The sequence below is a fragment of the Marinobacter sp. genome (genome assembly GCF_040904845.1).
Taxonomy (GTDB): Bacteria; Pseudomonadota; Gammaproteobacteria; order Pseudomonadales; family Oleiphilaceae; genus Marinobacter.
The window spans coordinates 65,446-82,384 of the sequence record NZ_JBBDSR010000053.1 but is presented as its reverse complement, the minus strand read 5'-3'; the positions used below and the strand labels follow the sequence as shown (position 1 = coordinate 82,384).

Annotated in this window: 16 protein-coding genes; 3 read left to right on the top strand and 13 right to left on the bottom strand. The window is 57.9% G+C overall.

Annotation, left to right across the window (positions count from 1 at the left end):
• Positions 1–14: 14 nt before the first annotated feature.
• From tolR to aspS, 7 genes are all read right to left on the bottom strand, one after another.
• Positions 15–443, bottom strand: coding sequence for a protein TolR (gene tolR, locus WD429_RS06595; RefSeq protein WP_368421426.1), 429 nt, complete (start codon positions 441–443; stop codon positions 15–17).
• A gap of 76 nt (positions 444–519) precedes the next feature.
• Positions 520–1,212 carry a protein TolQ gene (gene tolQ, locus WD429_RS06590; protein ID WP_368421383.1) on the bottom strand — a complete coding sequence of 231 codons (693 nt, stop codon included), beginning with the start codon at positions 1,210–1,212 and terminating at the stop codon, positions 520–522.
• Between the two features lie 24 nt (positions 1,213–1,236).
• Entirely contained in the window at positions 1,237–1,674 is a 438-nt protein-coding gene (locus WD429_RS06585; protein WP_368421382.1) for a YbgC/FadM family acyl-CoA thioesterase, read from the bottom strand.
• Entirely contained in the window at positions 1,667–2,695 is a 1,029-nt protein-coding gene (ruvB, locus tag WD429_RS06580; RefSeq protein ID WP_368421381.1) for a Holliday junction branch migration DNA helicase RuvB, read from the bottom strand. Before ruvB ends, WD429_RS06585 begins: the two co-directional genes overlap by 8 nt.
• Before the next feature lie 92 nt (positions 2,696–2,787).
• Entirely contained in the window at positions 2,788–3,420 is a 633-nt protein-coding gene (gene ruvA / locus WD429_RS06575) for a Holliday junction branch migration protein RuvA (RefSeq protein WP_368421380.1), read from the bottom strand.
• Positions 3,421–3,456: 36 nt separating this feature from the next.
• Positions 3,457–3,975 (bottom strand): crossover junction endodeoxyribonuclease RuvC, encoded by a 519-nt coding sequence (gene ruvC, locus WD429_RS06570; RefSeq protein WP_368421379.1) that lies wholly within the window; start codon positions 3,973–3,975, stop codon positions 3,457–3,459.
• 22 nt (positions 3,976–3,997) lie between these two features.
• The gene (gene aspS, locus WD429_RS06565; protein WP_368421378.1) at positions 3,998–5,794 is read right to left on the bottom strand and encodes an aspartate--tRNA ligase; all 1,797 of its coding nucleotides are present in this window, start codon (positions 5,792–5,794) and stop codon (positions 3,998–4,000) included.
• 185 nt (positions 5,795–5,979) lie between these two features.
• Here aspS and fabR point away from each other — a divergent pair, with 185 nt between their 5' ends.
• Entirely contained in the window at positions 5,980–6,609 is a 630-nt protein-coding gene (fabR, locus tag WD429_RS06560) for an HTH-type transcriptional repressor FabR (RefSeq protein ID WP_368421377.1), read from the top strand.
• Between the two features lie 242 nt (positions 6,610–6,851).
• Here the strand turns inward: fabR and WD429_RS06555 are convergent, their stop codons facing one another.
• The 6 genes from WD429_RS06555 to guaB all read right to left on the bottom strand — a co-directional run bounded on the left by WD429_RS06555 (position 6,852) and on the right by guaB (position 13,304).
• Positions 6,852–7,277, bottom strand: coding sequence for an HIT domain-containing protein (locus WD429_RS06555; RefSeq protein WP_368421376.1), 426 nt, complete (start codon positions 7,275–7,277; stop codon positions 6,852–6,854).
• A 1-nt stretch (position 7,278) separates the two neighbouring features.
• The gene (locus tag WD429_RS06550) at positions 7,279–8,622 is read right to left on the bottom strand and encodes a UDP-glucose/GDP-mannose dehydrogenase family protein (RefSeq protein ID WP_368421375.1); all 1,344 of its coding nucleotides are present in this window, start codon (positions 8,620–8,622) and stop codon (positions 7,279–7,281) included.
• A 37-nt stretch (positions 8,623–8,659) separates the two neighbouring features.
• Positions 8,660–9,655: a UDP-glucose 4-epimerase GalE gene (gene galE / locus WD429_RS06545; protein WP_368421374.1), complete on the bottom strand. Its 996-nt coding sequence runs from the start codon at positions 9,653–9,655 to the stop codon at positions 8,660–8,662.
• Entirely contained in the window at positions 9,652–10,179 is a 528-nt protein-coding gene (gene tadA / locus WD429_RS06540) for a tRNA adenosine(34) deaminase TadA (protein WP_368421373.1), read from the bottom strand. Before tadA ends, galE begins: the two co-directional genes overlap by 4 nt.
• Before the next feature lie 18 nt (positions 10,180–10,197).
• Positions 10,198–11,775: a glutamine-hydrolyzing GMP synthase gene (gene guaA / locus WD429_RS06535; RefSeq protein ID WP_368421372.1), complete on the bottom strand. Its 1,578-nt coding sequence runs from the start codon at positions 11,773–11,775 to the stop codon at positions 10,198–10,200.
• Positions 11,776–11,840: 65 nt separating this feature from the next.
• Positions 11,841–13,304: an IMP dehydrogenase gene (gene guaB, locus WD429_RS06530; protein WP_368421371.1), complete on the bottom strand. Its 1,464-nt coding sequence runs from the start codon at positions 13,302–13,304 to the stop codon at positions 11,841–11,843.
• A gap of 213 nt (positions 13,305–13,517) precedes the next feature.
• On the opposite strand from guaB, the gene xseA reads away from it, so the two are divergent.
• Both xseA and WD429_RS06520 read left to right on the top strand, forming a co-directional pair.
• Positions 13,518–14,879, top strand: a complete 1,362-nt coding sequence (gene xseA / locus WD429_RS06525) for an exodeoxyribonuclease VII large subunit (protein WP_368421370.1) — start codon at positions 13,518–13,520, stop codon at positions 14,877–14,879.
• Positions 14,880–14,984: 105 nt separating this feature from the next.
• Positions 14,985–16,859 carry a propionyl-CoA synthetase gene (locus tag WD429_RS06520; protein ID WP_368421369.1) on the top strand — a complete coding sequence of 625 codons (1,875 nt, stop codon included), beginning with the start codon at positions 14,985–14,987 and terminating at the stop codon, positions 16,857–16,859.
• Positions 16,860–16,939 lie beyond the last annotated feature (80 nt).

Genomic DNA, 16,939 nt, shown 5'->3' with positions numbered 1-16,939 from the left:
TGCCCGCTCTATGCTCAGTTTTCGGTGGATGGCGATTCGGTAATCAAGCCTATGCTGGCTGCTCCGGCCCCCTGGAGCTCGGCCATCAGCCGAACCACCATGCCGTACTCAACATTCTCGTCCCCACGGACCAGAATTTCTCCGGCGCTTCGTTCGGACAGAATCCTGGTCACCTGTGCCCGAATTTCTCCCAACGACATGGGATCGCTGTCTTCATCCCCGATTTCGAGAAAGTAGGCACCGTTGGAATCGATAGACACAATAATCGACTCCACGTCCTTGTCGGCCTGAATCGGCTCGGACGTTGTCTCCGGAAGATCCACCTTTACACCCTGAGTGAGCATCGGTGCCGTCACCATAAAAATAACGAGCAACACCAGCATCACGTCGATGTAGGGCACTACGTTGATCTCGGACATTGGTTTCCGACGATCCGCCGACATCATCCCCATGCCTTTCGTGCCTTTCGTGCCTTTCATGCCTTTGCACTCCTGACCGCTTTACCCTGGCGTGTGAATTTCATGATGCCGCTGACTGATCGCTGTTGTGAACGCGGCGATGGAGGATGCTGGAAAATTCGTCGGCAAAGGTTTCATAGTTTTTCAACAGTGCATCCGACATCGCTGAGAACCGGTTATAGGCAATAACCGCGGGTATCGCCGCGAACAGGCCCATAGCGGTCGCAATCAGGGCCTCGGAAATGCCGGGTGCAACCGTCGCCAGCGTGGCTTGCTGTACCTGAGCCAGCCCGCGAAAGGAATTCATAATGCCCCACACCGTACCGAAAAGACCGATATACGGACTGGTCGAGCCAACCGTCGCAAGGAATGGCAAAGACGCTTCCAGTCGCTCCTGCTCACGGGAAAACGCAACCCGCATGGCGCGCTGGGTGCCTTCCATCACCGCATCGGCATCCCGGCTTTGCTGACGCAGTCGGGAGAATTCCTTGAAGCCCGAGCGAAACAACGACTCCATGCCCGAAAAGGGGGTCGGATCGCTGTTCACTTCGCGATAAAGCTGGCCAAGATCCATGCCGGACCAGAACCGCTCTTCAAACGCGAGTTGCGCCTGACGGGCTTTGCGAAACACCTGAAAACGCTGAAAAATAAGCGCCCATGACACCACGGAAGCCAGAGCCAGCAACAGCATGACCAGCTGCACCAACACCCCCGCGTTGGCGATGAGATACCAAACAGAAACTTCTGACTCCACCTTATACTCCTGGCTTGTTCCGGTTTACAGTTGGTTGTCGTGAACCCGTTCCAACAGTTCACGCATTGTGTCCGGCAGCCGCCTGGGCCGCCCGCTATCCAGTACCACACAGGCAACCCGCACATCGGCGGAGGCAAGCTCACGTTCATCGCCTGCCCGTAATACCCGTTGGCGAAAATCCATCCATACCCGACCGAACCCTGTCGGCTCGGCCGTAATCAGCAATTGATCATCAAGCTTCGCGGGCACAGCGTAATGAATGTTCAGCCGCTGCACGACATAACTGATGTTGTCGGTAAGACCCGCCCTCAGGCCCACCCCACCCGTGCGCACCCATTCCGTGCGAGCCCGCTCCATGTAATGCAGGTATTTTGCATGGAACACAATGCCGCCGGCATCAGTGTCCTCAATGTATACCCTGACCGGCAGCCGGAACTGCGCAAGGCTGTGCTGATCAGTCAAAGAGGTCCTCCTTTCCTGACTGTGCGGGTGCCACGCCAAAATGCTGGTACGCGCTTGAGGTCACCATGCGCCCCCGGGGCGTCCGGACCATAAACCCCTGCTGAATCAGGAACGGCTCCAGAACGTCCTCAATGGTGCCTCGCTCTTCGCTGATGGCCGCGGCCAGACTTTCAACCCCAACGGGGCCACCGTCAAACTTTTCGATCATCGCCAGCAGTAAACGCCGGTCCATATGGTCAAAGCCCAGATCGTCCACTTTCAGCATGTTCAGTGCCAGATCGGCGATTCTATCGCTGATCCGCCCATCCGCCTTGACCTCCGCGTAGTCCCGTACCCGTCTCAGCAGGCGGTTGGCGATCCGCGGAGTACCACGGGACCGCCGCGCGATTTCGTAAGCGCCGCCCTCGTCAATACCCACCGAGGACAAACGCGCAGACCGAAGAATAATATTGGTCAGATCCGCCGTGTTGTAAAACTCCAGCCGCTGAACGATGCCAAAACGGTCCCGGAGCGGTGAAGTCAGCAGCCCCGCACGTGTCGTTGCCCCGACCAGGGTAAACGGCGGCAGATCCAGTTTGATGGAGCGTGCCGCCGGCCCCTCACCGATCATGATGTCCAGCTGATAATCTTCCATCGCCGGGTAAAGCACTTCCTCGACCGCGGCGCTCAGCCGGTGAATCTCATCAATAAAGAGCACATCGCCCTCTTCGAGATTGGTCAGCATGGCGGCGAGGTCACCTGCTTTTTCCAGTACCGGCCCCGAGGTTGTCTTGATCGCCACGCCCATTTCGTTGGCAATGATATTGGCCAGCGTGGTTTTACCGAGGCCCGGCGGGCCGAAAATCAGCACATGGTCGAGCGCTTCCTCGCGCCCCCGGGCCGCTGAGATGAAGATATCCATCTGTTCCCGCACCGCGGGCTGGCCGACATACTCGGACAACAGCGTTGGCCGGATTGCTCGGTCCTGCACTTCTTCATACTGCCCGGCCTGGGCTGAAATCAGTCGATCAGATTCAATCATCTAAGGAGTCCCAATTGTACAAACGGCTCTGTGGCTGTCACGTTACGCTCTATACAGAATAGCTGCCAGACGGATCGTAGGTTACGACAGGTTCATCCGGCAGGGATCATATTGCGAAGAGCAAGCCGGATCAGGTCTTCGCTGGACCTGCCTTCCTCCGCCACTTTGCTGATGGCTTTCGCCGCCTCCTGCGGCTTGTAGCCCAGTGAAATCAGCGCCGCTTCGGCTTCGTCTTTTGGCGAGTGGTCGTTGGCCGTTGCATACGCATGAGCCGGCTCACCCTCTGTCGCAGACGACGACATCGGCGTGAACTGCCCTTCAAGTTGCCCTATCCGATCTGTCATTTCAATAAGCAGGCGTTCCGCCGTCTTCTTGCCAACGCCAGGCAATTTGACCAGTGAATTGGCGTCCCGGGCTTCAACGCAACGAATAAATTGCTGCGCATCCAGCCCGGAGAGAATGCCAACGGCCAGCTTCGGCCCCACGCCATTGACCCGAATTAACAATCGGAACAGATCACGATCCAGCCGGGACGCAAAGCCATAGAGGCTTTGGGCGTCCTCACGGACCGCGAGATGGGTATGCAGGGTGACTTCAGCGCCCGCATCAGGGAGATGGAAGAAGGTGGTAAAAGGAATGTCGACTTCGTAACCCAGCCCGGCGCATTCAACCAACGCCTGACCCGGTGATTTTTCGACCAGCGTGCCTCGAATTCGGCCTATCAACGGGTTACTCCTTGGGCGCAATCACGCCGATGGTTATTAACGGACCCGCCCACTTCGGACCTTCCCGCCGGCGGCGAGCCTGGTCACGCTCTGACTCATATGAGCATGGCACAGGGCGATAGCAAGGGCATCAGCGGCGTCCGCCTGGGGCTTTCTGGAGAGTGCCAGCAGTACCTGAACCATATGCTGGACCTGGGATTTATCGGCACCGCCCTTGCCAACGACAGCCTGTTTTACCTGGCGAGCCGAATATTCATGCACCGGCAGGCCACTGTTGGCAGCAGCGACAATGGCCGCACCACGCGCCTGCCCCAGTTTGAGTGCCGAGTCAGGGTTGCGGGCCATGAACACCTGTTCAATGGCGAACTCTTGCGGGCGATATTCGCCAATCAACGTGGCCAGGCCGTGGAATATTGACTGCAGCCGCTCCGCCATCGGCTTATCACCCACCCGGATGCAGCCGCTGTCAATATAGTCAATGTGGCGACCTTCCGCCCGGATGACGCCGTACCCGGTGATTCGGGACCCCGGGTCCACCCCCAGAATGATTGCCACAGCCTGCCCCTGTCCGGTTTATCTAACCTTCCGCCTTGTTTCCATCGGTAGCCTTGGCAGCGGGCTTGCGCAGACGAATGTGCAGCTCGCGCAGCTGCTTCTCATCGACCTCACCCGGTGCCTGGGTCATCAGACAGGTCGCGCTCTGGGTTTTCGGGAACGCAATCACATCACGGATCGACGTGGCCCCGGTCATCAGCATCACCAGGCGATCCAGGCCAAAGGCCAGCCCACCGTGGGGCGGGCAACCGAACTTCAAAGCATCCAGCAGGAAGCCGAACTTGGCCCGCGCTTCTTCTTCACCAATGCCAAGAATGCGGAACACCGCTTCCTGCATTTTTTCATCGTGGATACGAATGGAGCCGCCGCCCAACTCGGTACCGTTAAGCACCATATCGTAGGCACGAGACAGCGCCGTTGCCGGGTTGGCTGCCAATTCTTCCGCTGAACAGGAGGGCGCGGTGAACGGATGGTGAATCGCCGTCAAGCCGCCGTCCGGAGTTTCTTCGAACATCGGGAAGTCCACCACCCACATCGGTGCCCACTCACTGGTGAGCAGGTCCAGATCATGGCCTACCTTGATGCGCAGTGCGCCAAGAGCTTCGTTGACGACGTTGGTCTTGTCGGCACCGAAAAACACGATATCGCCATCTTCCGCACCCACGCGCTCCATAACCGCCATGGCAACGTCGTCACCCAGAAACTTGATGATCGGGGATTGCAGGCCTTCAACGCCTTTCGCCAGGTCATTGACCTTGATATAGGCCAAGCCCCTGGCACCGTATATGCCGACAAATTTGGTGTACTCGTCGATCTGTTTGCGGGAAAGGTCGCCGCCCTTCGGCACGCGCAGCGCAGCGACACGCCCTTTCGGGTCTTTGGCGGGGCCGGCGAATACCTTGAAATCGACGGCTTCGACCAGGTCACCCACATCAAGCAGTTCCAGCGGAATCCGCAGGTCCGGCTTATCGCTGCCGTACCGCTGCATCGCCTCGGCGTAGGGCATGCGCGGAAATTCTGGCAGGTCCACTTCCAGCACATCCTTGAACAGCGAGCGGATCATGCCCTCGTTCAGGGACATCAGCGATTCTTCATCGATGAACGATGCCTCGATGTCCACCTGGGTGAACTCTGGCTGACGATCAGCCCGCAAGTCTTCGTCGCGGAAACACTTGGCAATCTGGTAGTAGCGGTCTACCCCGGACACCATCAACAGCTGCTTGAACAGCTGAGGGGATTGCGGCAGGGCAAAAAACGAGCCCTCCTGGGTCCGGCTCGGCACCAGGTAATCCCGTGCGCCTTCCGGTGTGGCTCGAGTCAGGATGGGGGTTTCCACATCCATGAAGCCGTTGCCATCCAGATAGTTGCGAATGTAGCTGGTGACGCGCGAACGAAAACGCAAGCGGTTCAGCATCTCCGGGCGGCGCAGATCCATATAGCGGTACTTCAGCCGAACGTCTTCGCCAACATCGACGTGCTGATCCAGCGGGAACGGTGGCGTGGCCGCTGCGTTCAGAATGCTGAGTTCTTTGCCCAGAAGCTCAACCTGCCCTGTCGGCATGGTGCTGTTCTCGGTACCCGCCGGACGACGGCGGACGCGGCCGGTCACTTTGACAACGAATTCGCTACGCACCTTTTCCGCCAGAGCAAAGCTCTCAGGGGTATCGGGATCGACCACGACCTGAGACATGCCGTCCCGGTCACGCAGGTCAAGAAAAATCACCCCGCCGTGGTCACGGCGACGATGGACCCAACCGCAAAGCGTTACTTGCTGATCAATGTGAGATTCGTTGATACCACCGCAATAATGGCTGCGCATACCGGTTCCCGTTGTTTCAGATGTGTGCATAAATGTGTGCAAATTTTGGATTTGGCGGACACTACTGGAAAAGCGGCCCATTATAAACACAATGCGCGCGAAAATCAGGCTCTGATCACGGTGGGTGACGCCTTAACGGCAGACCGATAGACTATGGTTCCCTGACTGCAATCGGAGCTGTTGTTTTGTCGTCCCGAGCCGAGCAAAAACTTAAGACCCGCCGCGCCCTGATGGACGCCGCCCTGGCCCAGCTGAGTGCCGATCGTGGCTTTGGCAGCCTGAGCCTGAGGGAGGTCGCACGGGAGGCCGGCATTGCCCCGACCTCGTTTTACCGCCATTTCACCGAGCTGAACGAATTGGGCCTGGCGCTGGTGGATGAAGGCGGCGTAGCGTTGCGGCAGTTAATGCGCCACGCCCGTAAGCGTATCGCACGGGATGGAAGCGCCATCAGCACCTCCGTTGAAACCTTCATGGAGTACCTGGGCAACAACGCTAACCTGTTTCGGCTCATGCTGCGCGAGAGAACCGGCGTTTCCAAGCCATTCCGCACCGCAATCAAGGCTGAGATCGATCATTTCGTCACCGAACTGGCAGACGACCTTCGACGCTTTTCGGACGAACAGAACAAGCCGCTGTCTGACGCCCGGCTGGTTGCCGAATCCATGGTGACCCTGGTCTTCAACCAGGGCGCGGAGGCACTGGATGCCTCCCCGAAGGAGAAAGAAGAACTGAAACTGAAACTGAAGACGGAACTGCGGATGATCCTGGTGGGCTCCCAGGCCCTGGCGATTCACGCCAGATCGGCACGCCCCTGACCCCCTGAAATAAAAAACCAATCTTTTTGGAACCCTAACGACCCACCGTTCGTCAGCTAACTGGGATAGAGCCTATCCTATTGTTGAGTCGTTGCCTCCATGAGGTAACTTGAGCCCGCCACATGGCGGGCTTTTTTTGCTCATTTTCAAACGGCGTACTTCACTCTGCCGCCAACCTGATATCCCTCCGGAACCTTATAGGCAGACGATACCATACGCTCGGCGTCGGCTGTCACTTCAGGTCAGATGAGGGAGGAAATGACGGGGTTGAGCTTTTCACGGACCGAGTCCAGTTCGGACTCGCTGTAGGGTACCGGCACCTGCTTGCCCCACACTGGGCCGGGCCATGCCGGATCACCCTCAAAGCGAACAATGTGGTGCAAGTGCAACTGCGGCACCATATTCCCCAGCGCGGCAACATTCATCTTATCGCCACCGAACAGGGCCATCATGTCTTTACTCAGGGCCGAGGACTCCGCCAGCAACCGTTGCTGATCGCTTACGTCAAGCTGATAGATCTCGCGGATTCCAGGCACCGCCGGCACCAGAATAACCCAGGGCCAGGTACGGTCGTTCATCAACCGTACCTGGCACAACCGGGTCTGGCCCAGGTCGGCAGTATCAGCAGCAAGGCGTTGGTGGAGCTGGAAGTCACTGATTGCCGGCATGTCAGTCAAACCGGAACTGATTACGGCCACGGCCAATGGCGTAGTAGATCAAACCGTGGCGTTCCAGCATCTCGGGCTCGTACAGGTTGCGGCCATCAAACACCACTGGCTCTCTCAATGCTTCCGCAATGGCAGAGAAGTCCGGGGAGCGAAACTCTTTCCACTCAGTGCAGATTGCCAGAACATCCGCGCCTTTCAGCGCCTGCTCTTTGGTTCCACAGAGCGTAAGGCCGGGTTCATCACCATACAGGCGCTGAGTTTCTTCCATAGCCTCAGGATCAAACGCCTGCACCGTTGCGCCAGCGTTCCAGAGGTTTTCCATCAGGGTCCGGGCGGACGCTTCCCGCATATCGTCGGTGTTGGGTTTGAACGCCAGCCCCCACAGCGAGACCACTTTGCCCTTGAGGTTGCCGTTGAAATAATGGCTGATTTTATCAAAAAGAACATGCTTCTGAGCCTGGTTGACCGCCTCCACTGCGTTCAGCAGGCGCGCATCGTAATCGCAATCGCGGGCAGTGCGGGCCAGTGCCTGTACGTCTTTCGGGAAACAGGAGCCGCCGTAGCCGCAACCAGGATAGATAAAGTGATAGCCAATGCGCGGATCGGATCCAATGCCACGACGAACGGCTTCGATATCCGCACCCAATCTCTCGGCCAGGTTGGCTATCTCATTCATAAAACTGATCTTGGTGGCCAGCATGGAGTTGGCGGCGTATTTAGTCAGCTCTGCGGAACGGATATCCATGAAAATCATGCGATCATGGCTGCGGTTGAAGGGGTAGTAAACCTCTTTCAGGATATCGGCCGCTTTGTCACTGTCGGTGCCCACGATAATGCGGTCGGGCTTCATGAAATCATTGATGGCAGCGCCTTCCTTGAGGAACTCCGGGTTGGAAACCACATCAAACTCCAGCTCCAGCCCCCGGCGATCAAGCTCTGCCCGCATGGCGGCCCGGACTTTGTCTCCGGTTCCGACCGGAACCGTCGACTTGTCCACAACCACCTTATAGTCCTCCATGTGTTCACCGATGGAGCGGGCAACAGCCGTGACGTATTGCAGATCGGCGGAACCGTCTTCATCCGGAGGCGTACCCACGGCGATAAACTGCAACACGCCGTGCCTGACCGCTTCCGCAGCATCCGTTGTAAACGCAAGGCGGCCGGCGTCAACCGTGTGCTTGACGATGTTATCAAGGCCGGGTTCGTAGATGGGAATCTGGCCGTTTTTAAGCTTTTCGATTTTGCCCTGGTCGACGTCCATACACAGCACATCGTGGCCTACATCCGCCAGACAAGCGCCAGTGACCAGCCCGACGTATCCGGTACCAAAAATCGTAATCTTCATTCGTTCAATCCCAAAAGTGTCTCGTTAAAACAAGGGCTCAGGTGTGATCGCCTGCCTGCCGTTCCTGCCAGATCGTTTCCCAGGCCAGAGCGGTGCCCACTATGGTGTCCAGGTCGTCATAATCCGGCTGCCAGCCCAAAACCTGTTTGATCAGGGTGTTATCGGCCATTAATGCAGCGGGGTCCCCGGCGCGGCGGCCGGTCTGCTGAACCGGAAAATCGACGCCTGACTGCCGTTTGACCACATCAATGACGTCGCGCACCGTAAAGCCGCGACCATAGCCGCAATTAAGCACGCTGGAATCGCCACCATTGGCCATATAAGCCAGTGCCATTACGTGAGCCTTGGCCAAATCTTCCACGTGAATGTAATCCCGTACGCAGGTGCCATCCCGGGTGTCATAATCGGTGCCAAACACGCTCATGCCGTCACGCTTTCCGGTCACACACTCACAGGCAACCTTGATCAGGTGCGTGGCCTCCGGCGTGGCCTGCCCAAGCAAACCCTCCGGATTGGCACCGGCGACATTAAAGTAGCGTAGAATGACATAACGGAGTGATGACGCCGCCGCCAGATCCATGATCATGCGTTCGCTCATCATCTTTGAGGCACCGTACGGATTGATCGGTGCCAGCGGCATGTCTTCGGTCAGCACGGTTTGCTCAGGCATACCGTATACTGCGGCCGTCGAGGAAAACACCATGTGCGGGATCTGGTGCCGCTCAACGGCCTTCAGCAGGTTCAGGGTGTTGCGGGTGTTGTTGCTGTAATACTTGAGAGGATTGGCGACCGATTCCGGAACCACGATGTTAGCGGCAAAGTGCAGCACGGCCTCAAACCGGTGGCTGGCAAAAACGTTTTCAATGGCTTCTTCGTCTGCCAGGTCTCCAACCACAAGCTCGCCGCAGGTGACGGCCCAACGATACCCGGTGGACAGGTTGTCGAAGACCACAACATCGTGCCCTGCGGCCCCAAGCTGACGAACAACGTGACTGCCAATATAGCCGGCACCGCCGGTGACTAATACCTTCATGGCTTGCTGCTACCCTTCCCTGAATTCAGTGGCTGTTGCTGACGCTGACGCCGTATTTCGGCACGCCGGCTGCTGAAAAAATCGCTGATGGCACGGCTGCACTGGTCGGCAAGTACGCCGCCCCTACTCGCAACCTGCCAGTTAAAGTAGGGTTCGTCCAGCGTCCGGCGTGCCGATTCCACGGCACCGGCTTTAGGCTCCGCCGCACCGTATACCAGCCGGCTTACGCGGCTGTGAACAATCGCACCCACACACATGGTGCAGGGCTCGAGAGTAACGTACAGGGTGGCCCCGGATAAACGGTAATTGCCAACACGCTGGGCGGCATCCCGCAGTGCCCGGATCTCCGCATGTGCGGTAGGATCACACCCGCTGATCGGTGCGTTGTATCCCGCGCCTATCTCAAGGCCTTCAAGCACCACCACCGCACCAACGGGCACTTCACCCAGGTCCGCTGCCTGGGCTGCCAGCGCCAGAGCGCGGGCCATCCAGCGTTCGTCTTCATCAGTGCAGCCGCTTGTCATATCTGCGTCAGCGCCCGTTTATTCCCACTCAATCGTCGCCGGTGGCTTCGACGACACATCGTAGGTCACCCGGGAGACACCATTGATCTCATTGATAATGCGGTTCGACACCGTCTCCAACAGGTCATACGGCAAATGCGCCCAGCGTGCGGTCATGAAATCGACGGTTTCCACGGCGCGGAGTGCAATCACATACTCGTAACGGCGAGCATCGCCGACCACGCCAACCGATTTTACCGGTAGGAACACGGCGAATGCCTGGCTGGTCTTGTGGTAAAAGTCCGCCCGATGGAGCTCTTCCAGGAAAATGGCGTCAGCCCGGCGCAGAATGTCTGCGTACTCTTTTTTTACTTCGCCGAGAATGCGTACGCCCAGCCCCGGACCCGGGAACGGGTGGCGATAAACCATATCGTACGGCAGGCCCAGCTCCAGCCCGATGCGGCGCACCTCGTCCTTGAACAGTTCCCGCAATGGCTCAACGAGCTTCATTTTCATGGTTTCGGGCAGGCCACCCACATTGTGGTGGGACTTGATTACGTGGGCCTTACCGGTTTTGGAAGCCGCAGACTCGATGACATCCGGGTAGATAGTGCCCTGAGCCAACCAGTTTACATCGCGGATGCTGGTGGCTTCTTCGTCAAACACGTCAACAAAGGTATTGCCAATGATCTTGCGTTTCTTTTCCGGGTCCGCCTCGCCCTTGAGCTTGGACAGGAACAGATCTTCCGCGTCTACGCGGATGACTTTCACCCCCATGTTGCTGGCGAACATATCCATGACCTGATCGCCTTCATGCAGGCGCAGCAGGCCATTGTCAACGAACACGCAGGTGAGCTGTTCACCGATGGCCTTGTGCAGCAGCGCCGCCGTTACCGAGGAGTCGACACCACCAGACAGCCCCAGCAGGACCTTGTCGTTACCCACCTGTTCACGGATCTGGCGCACGGCGTCATCGACGATCTTTGCGGGCGTCCAGAGCGCTTCACAGCCGGAGATAGTCAACACGAAATGTTCGAGAATGCGTTTGCCCTGCAGGGTGTGCGTCACTTCCGGGTGAAACTGCACGCCGTAAAGGTGCCGTTCCCGATCCTGCATCGCTGCGATCGGCGCACTCTCGGTGGAGGCCAGCAGCTCGAAACCTTCTGGCAAGGCGACCACCTTGTCGCCGTGGCTCATCCACACATCCAGCAGGGACTCACCGGTTGCGGTAAGGTGGTCGGTGATGTCCTGCAACAACGGACCGGGGGCACGGATTTTGATCTGGGCGTAACCGAATTCCCGTTTTTCAGAACTGGCGACCCGGCCACCGAGTTGCTCGGCCATGGTTTGCATGCCATAGCAGATGCCCAGTACCGGTATCCCACGATCAAACAACCCCTCTGGCGCGCGTGGGCCGCCAAGCTGGGTTACCGATTCAGGACCGCCGGCCAGAATGATGCCTTTTGGGTTGAACGCGTCAAGCTCTTCATCGGTAATATCAAAGGCCCTGATCTCACAGTAGACCCCGATTTCCCGAACGCGGCGTGCGATCAGCTGAGTGTACTGGGAGCCAAAATCGAGAATCAGAATGCTGTGGTCGTGGATGTTCTGGGCCATGGAGTCCTCGGATCAAAAATAATAGGCACGGCTCAGCCCCTGAGCCGCGCCTGGAAAGGCGTTACTTAACCGACGCGGTAGTTCGGTGCTTCCTTGGTGATGGTCACGTCGTGAACGTGGCTCTCACGCATGCCCGCGTTGGTGATGCGAACAAACCGCGGCTTGGTGCGCATCTCTTCCATGGTAGCGCTGCCGGTGTAACCCATCGACGCTCTCAGCCCACCCATCAGTTGATGAACGATATTGCGCATCGGGCCCTTACAGGCGACTCGGCCTTCGATACCCTCCGGAACCAGCTTTTCAATGCCTTTACTGGCATCCTGGAAGTAACGGTCACTGGAGCCCTGCCCCATGGCACCGATGGAACCCATACCGCGGTATGCTTTATAGCTGCGGCCCTGGAACAACTCCACCTCACCCGGCGCTTCGTCGGTGCCGGCCAGCAGGCTGCCAATCATCACACTGTGAGCACCGGCGGCAATTGCCTTGGCAATGTCACCGGAGAAACGCACACCACCATCAGCAATCAGCGGCACACCGCGATCTTTCAAAGCGGCGGCCACGTTGGATACCGCAGAAATTTGCGGCACACCGATGCCGGCAACAATACGGGTGGTGCAGATAGAGCCGGGGCCAATGCCCACTTTGACCGCATCGGCACCCGCGTCTGCCAATGCCAGGGCGGCATCGGCTGTCGCGATGTTACCGCCAATCACCTGAACTTCCGGGAAGTTTTCTTTAACCCAGCGTACACGATCAATCACGCCCTTGGAGTGGCCATGGGCGGTATCGACCACGATCACATCCACACCGGCCTCAGCCAGCGCGGTGATCCGCGCCTCGGTGTCGCCGCCAGTGCTCACTGCGGCTCCGACACGAAGCCGACCCTGCTCATCCTTGCACGCCAGCGGATAGTCTTTGGCTTTCTGAATGTCCTTAACGGTGATCAGTCCCTTGAGCTCGAACTCATCGTTGACCACAAGAACTTTCTCAATGCGGTGGCGATGCAGCAGCTCTTTGACATCATCCAGGCTGGCACCCTCTTTCACCGTCACCAGCTTGTCTTTCGGCGTCATGATGTCGGAAACCGGCGTCTCCATGCGGCTTTCGAACCGGATGTCCCGGCCGGTCACAATCCCGACCAGGTCACGGCCATCGACCACGGGCAGGCCGGAAATGTTGTTCGCGGTGGTAATGTCCACCAGCTCGCGAACTGTGGTGCTCGGGTTGACGGTGATCGGGTCTTTTACCACACCGCTCTCAAACTTCTTGACCTTACGAACGGCAGACGCCTGTTGCTCAACGCTCATGTTCTTGTGCATGATGCCGATGCCGCCTTCCTGTGCCATGGCGATGGCCAGCTCGGCTTCGGTCACGGTATCCATCGCTGAAGACACCAGCGGAACGTTCAGGGTAATGCCCTTAGTCAGTCGGGTTTGCAGACTGACCTGGTGAGGAAGAACTTCCGAAAATCCTGGGATCAGCAGAACATCGTCAAATGTGAGGGCTTCTTCGGCAATTCGCAGCATTGGGATCCGCCTTTTGAACATGCTAAGTTGGGAATTCATACACTGAGCCCGGCGTGGTCCGGCAGTGAGAAAACCTTAATCACCCATTATAAATGGGCGCGGGTGGACAGTAAACCGCGGAAAATTCAAGGTACGATTGCATCTTTTTGAAATTCCGCTATTTTTGCCCCTGACTTTTCGGCTATTGCGTATGTTAATCACGGGAGCCAGACCTTGAATACGCCGTTTAACGATTCCCGCCCACCGGCACTCAGCGTCAGCGAGCTGAACCATCAGGCAAAACACCTACTGGAAACCAGTTTCATGCAGGTGTGGGTGGAGGGCGAATTATCAGGTTTTTCCCGCCCCTCGTCCGGCCACTGGTACTTTTCGCTGAAAGATCGCAAGTGTCAGGTTCGATGTGCGATGTTCAAGGGCTTTAACCAACGTATCCGAACGTTGCCCAAAGAGGGAGACCAGATCCGGATTCGCGGCAAGGTCACGCTGTACGAGAATCGAGGTGACTTTCAGATCATTGTCGAGCACCTGGAGCCCGCCGGGCTGGGCGAGCTGCAACTAGCTTACGAAGAACTCAAGCGCAAGCTCCAGAGCGAAGGCCTTTTCGATGTGGCCCGCAAGAAACCACTGCCGGCAGCGCCCCGGCACATCGGTGTGGTCACGTCACCGACCGGGGCCGCCATCCATGACATTCTGACGGTGCTGGCGCGACGGTGCCCGGCTATTCCGGTCACGCTGTACCCCACGGCTGTCCAGGGCAAAGCCGCTACCGCCGACATTGTCCGCGCCATTGAAGCGGCCCAGTCCCACGGTGTGGCAGACGTGCTGATCATTGGTCGCGGCGGCGGCTCGCTTGAGGATTTATGGTGCTTTAACGAAGAAGCCGTCGCCCGAGCCATTGCCGGGTGCCGGATGCCCACCGTGAGCGCCGTAGGCCATGAAACCGACGTCACCATAGCCGACTTTGTTGCCGATCTCCGCGCACCAACACCGTCAGCAGCCGCTGAGAAGGTCTCTCCGGACCAGCGGGAATGGAGCCGGCAAGTGGAAGAAAAACAGCACCGGCTGGAAAACGCCATCCAGCGGTCGCTGCAACGGCTGCAGACCCAGACCGGACACCTGACCGCGCGATTGCGAGATCCCCGCCGGGACCTGATGGACAAAGCCCAACGCATGGATGAGCTGGACCTTCGCCTTGGTAAAGCCATGATGACAGCGTTGTCACAGCAGCAGACCCGGGCGGAGCACCTGGACCAGCGCCTGCGCGCCCAGTCACCACGGCGGCAACTTGAACAGAACCAGGACATGCTTGATCGCTTGACCAAGGCGCTGGATGTCGCGATTTACCGACTATTGGATAACCGGCAGGACCGGCTCAGCCACACCAGCCAGACTCTGAACCTGGTAAGCCCGCTGGCAACCCTCGGACGCGGCTATGCCATTGCGCGCAGGGAGAGCGATGGCATGATCATCCGAAACGCCGCAGACCTTACCACCGGAGACACCATCCACACCCGACTGGCGCGGGGAAGCGTTAACGCAACGGTGACTTCGGTCAACCTGCCGGAGGATTCCTAGGCTCCAAACGCCCGACTAAGCCTATGGTCTAGTAGTCGTTCCCCGCAAAGTCCCTACAGTTGAGATTAGCATTGCAAAACAACAACAGGACATGAGGTGGATGGCATGGATTACAACTCCGAATTCAGGCGCTCAATTGATCAGCGTGACGATTTCTGGCGTGAACAGGCGGCGGCAATCGACTGGTTTAAATCGCCTGAAACCATCTGGCAAGCAACCGCAAATGGTCACGGCACCTGGTTTCCGGATGGCGAACTTAACACCAGCGACATCGCCCTCGACGCCAACATTCGCGCCGGTCGTGGTGATCAGGCCGCACTGATTTATGACTCCCCCGTCACCAATACAACCCGTTCCTATACCTACAATGAGCTGACCCGCGAAGTCGCACTGTTTGCAGGTGTACTGAAAGACCGGGGAGTCACCAAAGGCGACCGCGTGGTTATTTACATGCCGATGATTCCCGAGGCGGTGATTGCCATGCTCGGCTGTGCCCGCATTGGGGCCATTCATTCGGTAGTTTTTGGTGGTTTTGCCTCTCATGAACTGGCTGTGCGCATTGATGACTCCAAACCCAAAGCGGTGATTACCGCGTCCTGCGGCATTGAGGTTAACAAAGTCATCGAATACAAACCCCTGGTAGACCAGGCTATTGAACAGGCCAGCCACCAACCGGAATTCTGCATTCTTTACCAGCGTGCCCAAGTACAGGCCTCCATGCAGGATGGCCGGGACTATGACTGGAAAGCGCTAATGGCCAGCGCCACCCCGGCAGCACCTGTTGCGGTCAAGTCCTCCGACCCGCTCTACATTCTTTACACATCCGGCACCACCGGTAAACCCAAAGGCGTGGTGCGTGACAACGGCGGCCATGCGGTGGCGCTCCGGTACAGCATGAAACTGGTCTACGATGCCAAGCCCGGCGATGTATTCTGGACCGCGTCCGATGTCGGCTGGGTGGTGGGCCACAGTTACATTGTTTACGCACCGCTGTTTGCCGGGTGCACCACGATTCTCTACGAAGGCAAGCCGGTCAAAACACCGGATGTCGGCGCATTCTGGCGCGTGATTCATGACCACAAGGTCAATATGTTGTTCACCGCGCCTACGGCTTTCCGTGCGGTTCGTAAAGAAGACCCGGAAGCGGATCAGCTATCACACTACGACATCAGCTCGCTTAAACGCCTGTTCCTGGCGGGCGAACGCCTGGACCCGGCTACCTACGAATGGCTGAAAGAAAAAACCGAACTACCGGTTCTGGATCACTGGTGGCAAACCGAAACTGGCTGGGCGATCTGCTGCAATCCGGTCGGCATTGAAATGATGGCGACCAGACCTGGCTCCGCCACCGTGCCCTCTCCCGGTTACAACGTTCAGGTTGTGGACTTTGAAGGCAGCCAGGTGCCAGCGGGCGAACAAGGTCAGATTGCCGTCAAACTGCCGTTGCCGCCGGGTTGCATGATGACGGTGTGGGGCGACGACGCCCGCTTTCGGAAAACCTACCTGGAACCCATCCAGGGCTTTTATACCTCTGGCGACGGTGGCTTCGTTGATGACGACGGCTACGTGTTTGTCATGGGCCGCACGGACGATGTCATCAACGTTGCCGGGCACCGTCTGTCGACCGGCGAAATGGAAGAAGTGGTTGCCTCCCATCCGGCGGTCGCGGAATGTTGCGTCGTGGGTGCCAGCGATGAAATGAAGGGCCAGGTTCCGGTCGGGCTGGTACTGCTCAAGGACGGTGCCACCATCGATCATGATGAACTCGAAGAGGAACTGGTCGACATGATGCGTGAGAAAATCGGGGCCATTGCCTGTTTCCGTCGCGCCCTGGTGGTAGAGCGCCTGCCGAAAACCCGGTCTGGTAAAATTCTCAGGCGAATCATTCGTCAGATTGCCGACGGCGAAGAATACACCGTACCGAGTACCATCGACGACCCAGCCATCCTTGTAGAAATCAGTCAGCAGTTCAATCGATGACCGAAGGGATGGCAACCCGTTGTTTTTTCAGCTTTAAAAACCTGCAACAAAGTCAGCAAAAAGCGTTGACGCCCCGGAAA

Excerpts from the sequence above, each read along its gene's own strand:
- tolR (WP_368421426.1), bottom strand. The coding sequence starts at position 443 with ATGTCGGCGGATCGTCGGAAACCAATGTCCGAGATCAACGTAGTGCCC.
- ruvB (WP_368421381.1), bottom strand. The coding sequence starts at position 2,695 with ATGATTGAATCTGATCGACTGATTTCAGCCCAGGCCGGGCAGTATGAA.
- aspS (WP_368421378.1), bottom strand. The coding sequence starts at position 5,794 with ATGCGCAGCCATTATTGCGGTGGTATCAACGAATCTCACATTGATCAG.
- WD429_RS06555 (WP_368421376.1), bottom strand. The coding sequence starts at position 7,277 with ATGCCGGCAATCAGTGACTTCCAGCTCCACCAACGCCTTGCTGCTGAT.
- WD429_RS06550 (WP_368421375.1), bottom strand. The coding sequence starts at position 8,622 with ATGAAGATTACGATTTTTGGTACCGGATACGTCGGGCTGGTCACTGGC.
- galE (WP_368421374.1), bottom strand. The coding sequence starts at position 9,655 with ATGAAGGTATTAGTCACCGGCGGTGCCGGCTATATTGGCAGTCACGTT.
- tadA (WP_368421373.1), bottom strand. The coding sequence starts at position 10,179 with ATGACAAGCGGCTGCACTGATGAAGACGAACGCTGGATGGCCCGCGCT.
- guaA (WP_368421372.1), bottom strand. The coding sequence starts at position 11,775 with ATGGCCCAGAACATCCACGACCACAGCATTCTGATTCTCGATTTTGGC.
- guaB (WP_368421371.1), bottom strand. The coding sequence starts at position 13,304 with ATGCTGCGAATTGCCGAAGAAGCCCTCACATTTGACGATGTTCTGCTG.
- WD429_RS06520 (WP_368421369.1), top strand. The coding sequence starts at position 14,985 with ATGGATTACAACTCCGAATTCAGGCGCTCAATTGATCAGCGTGACGAT.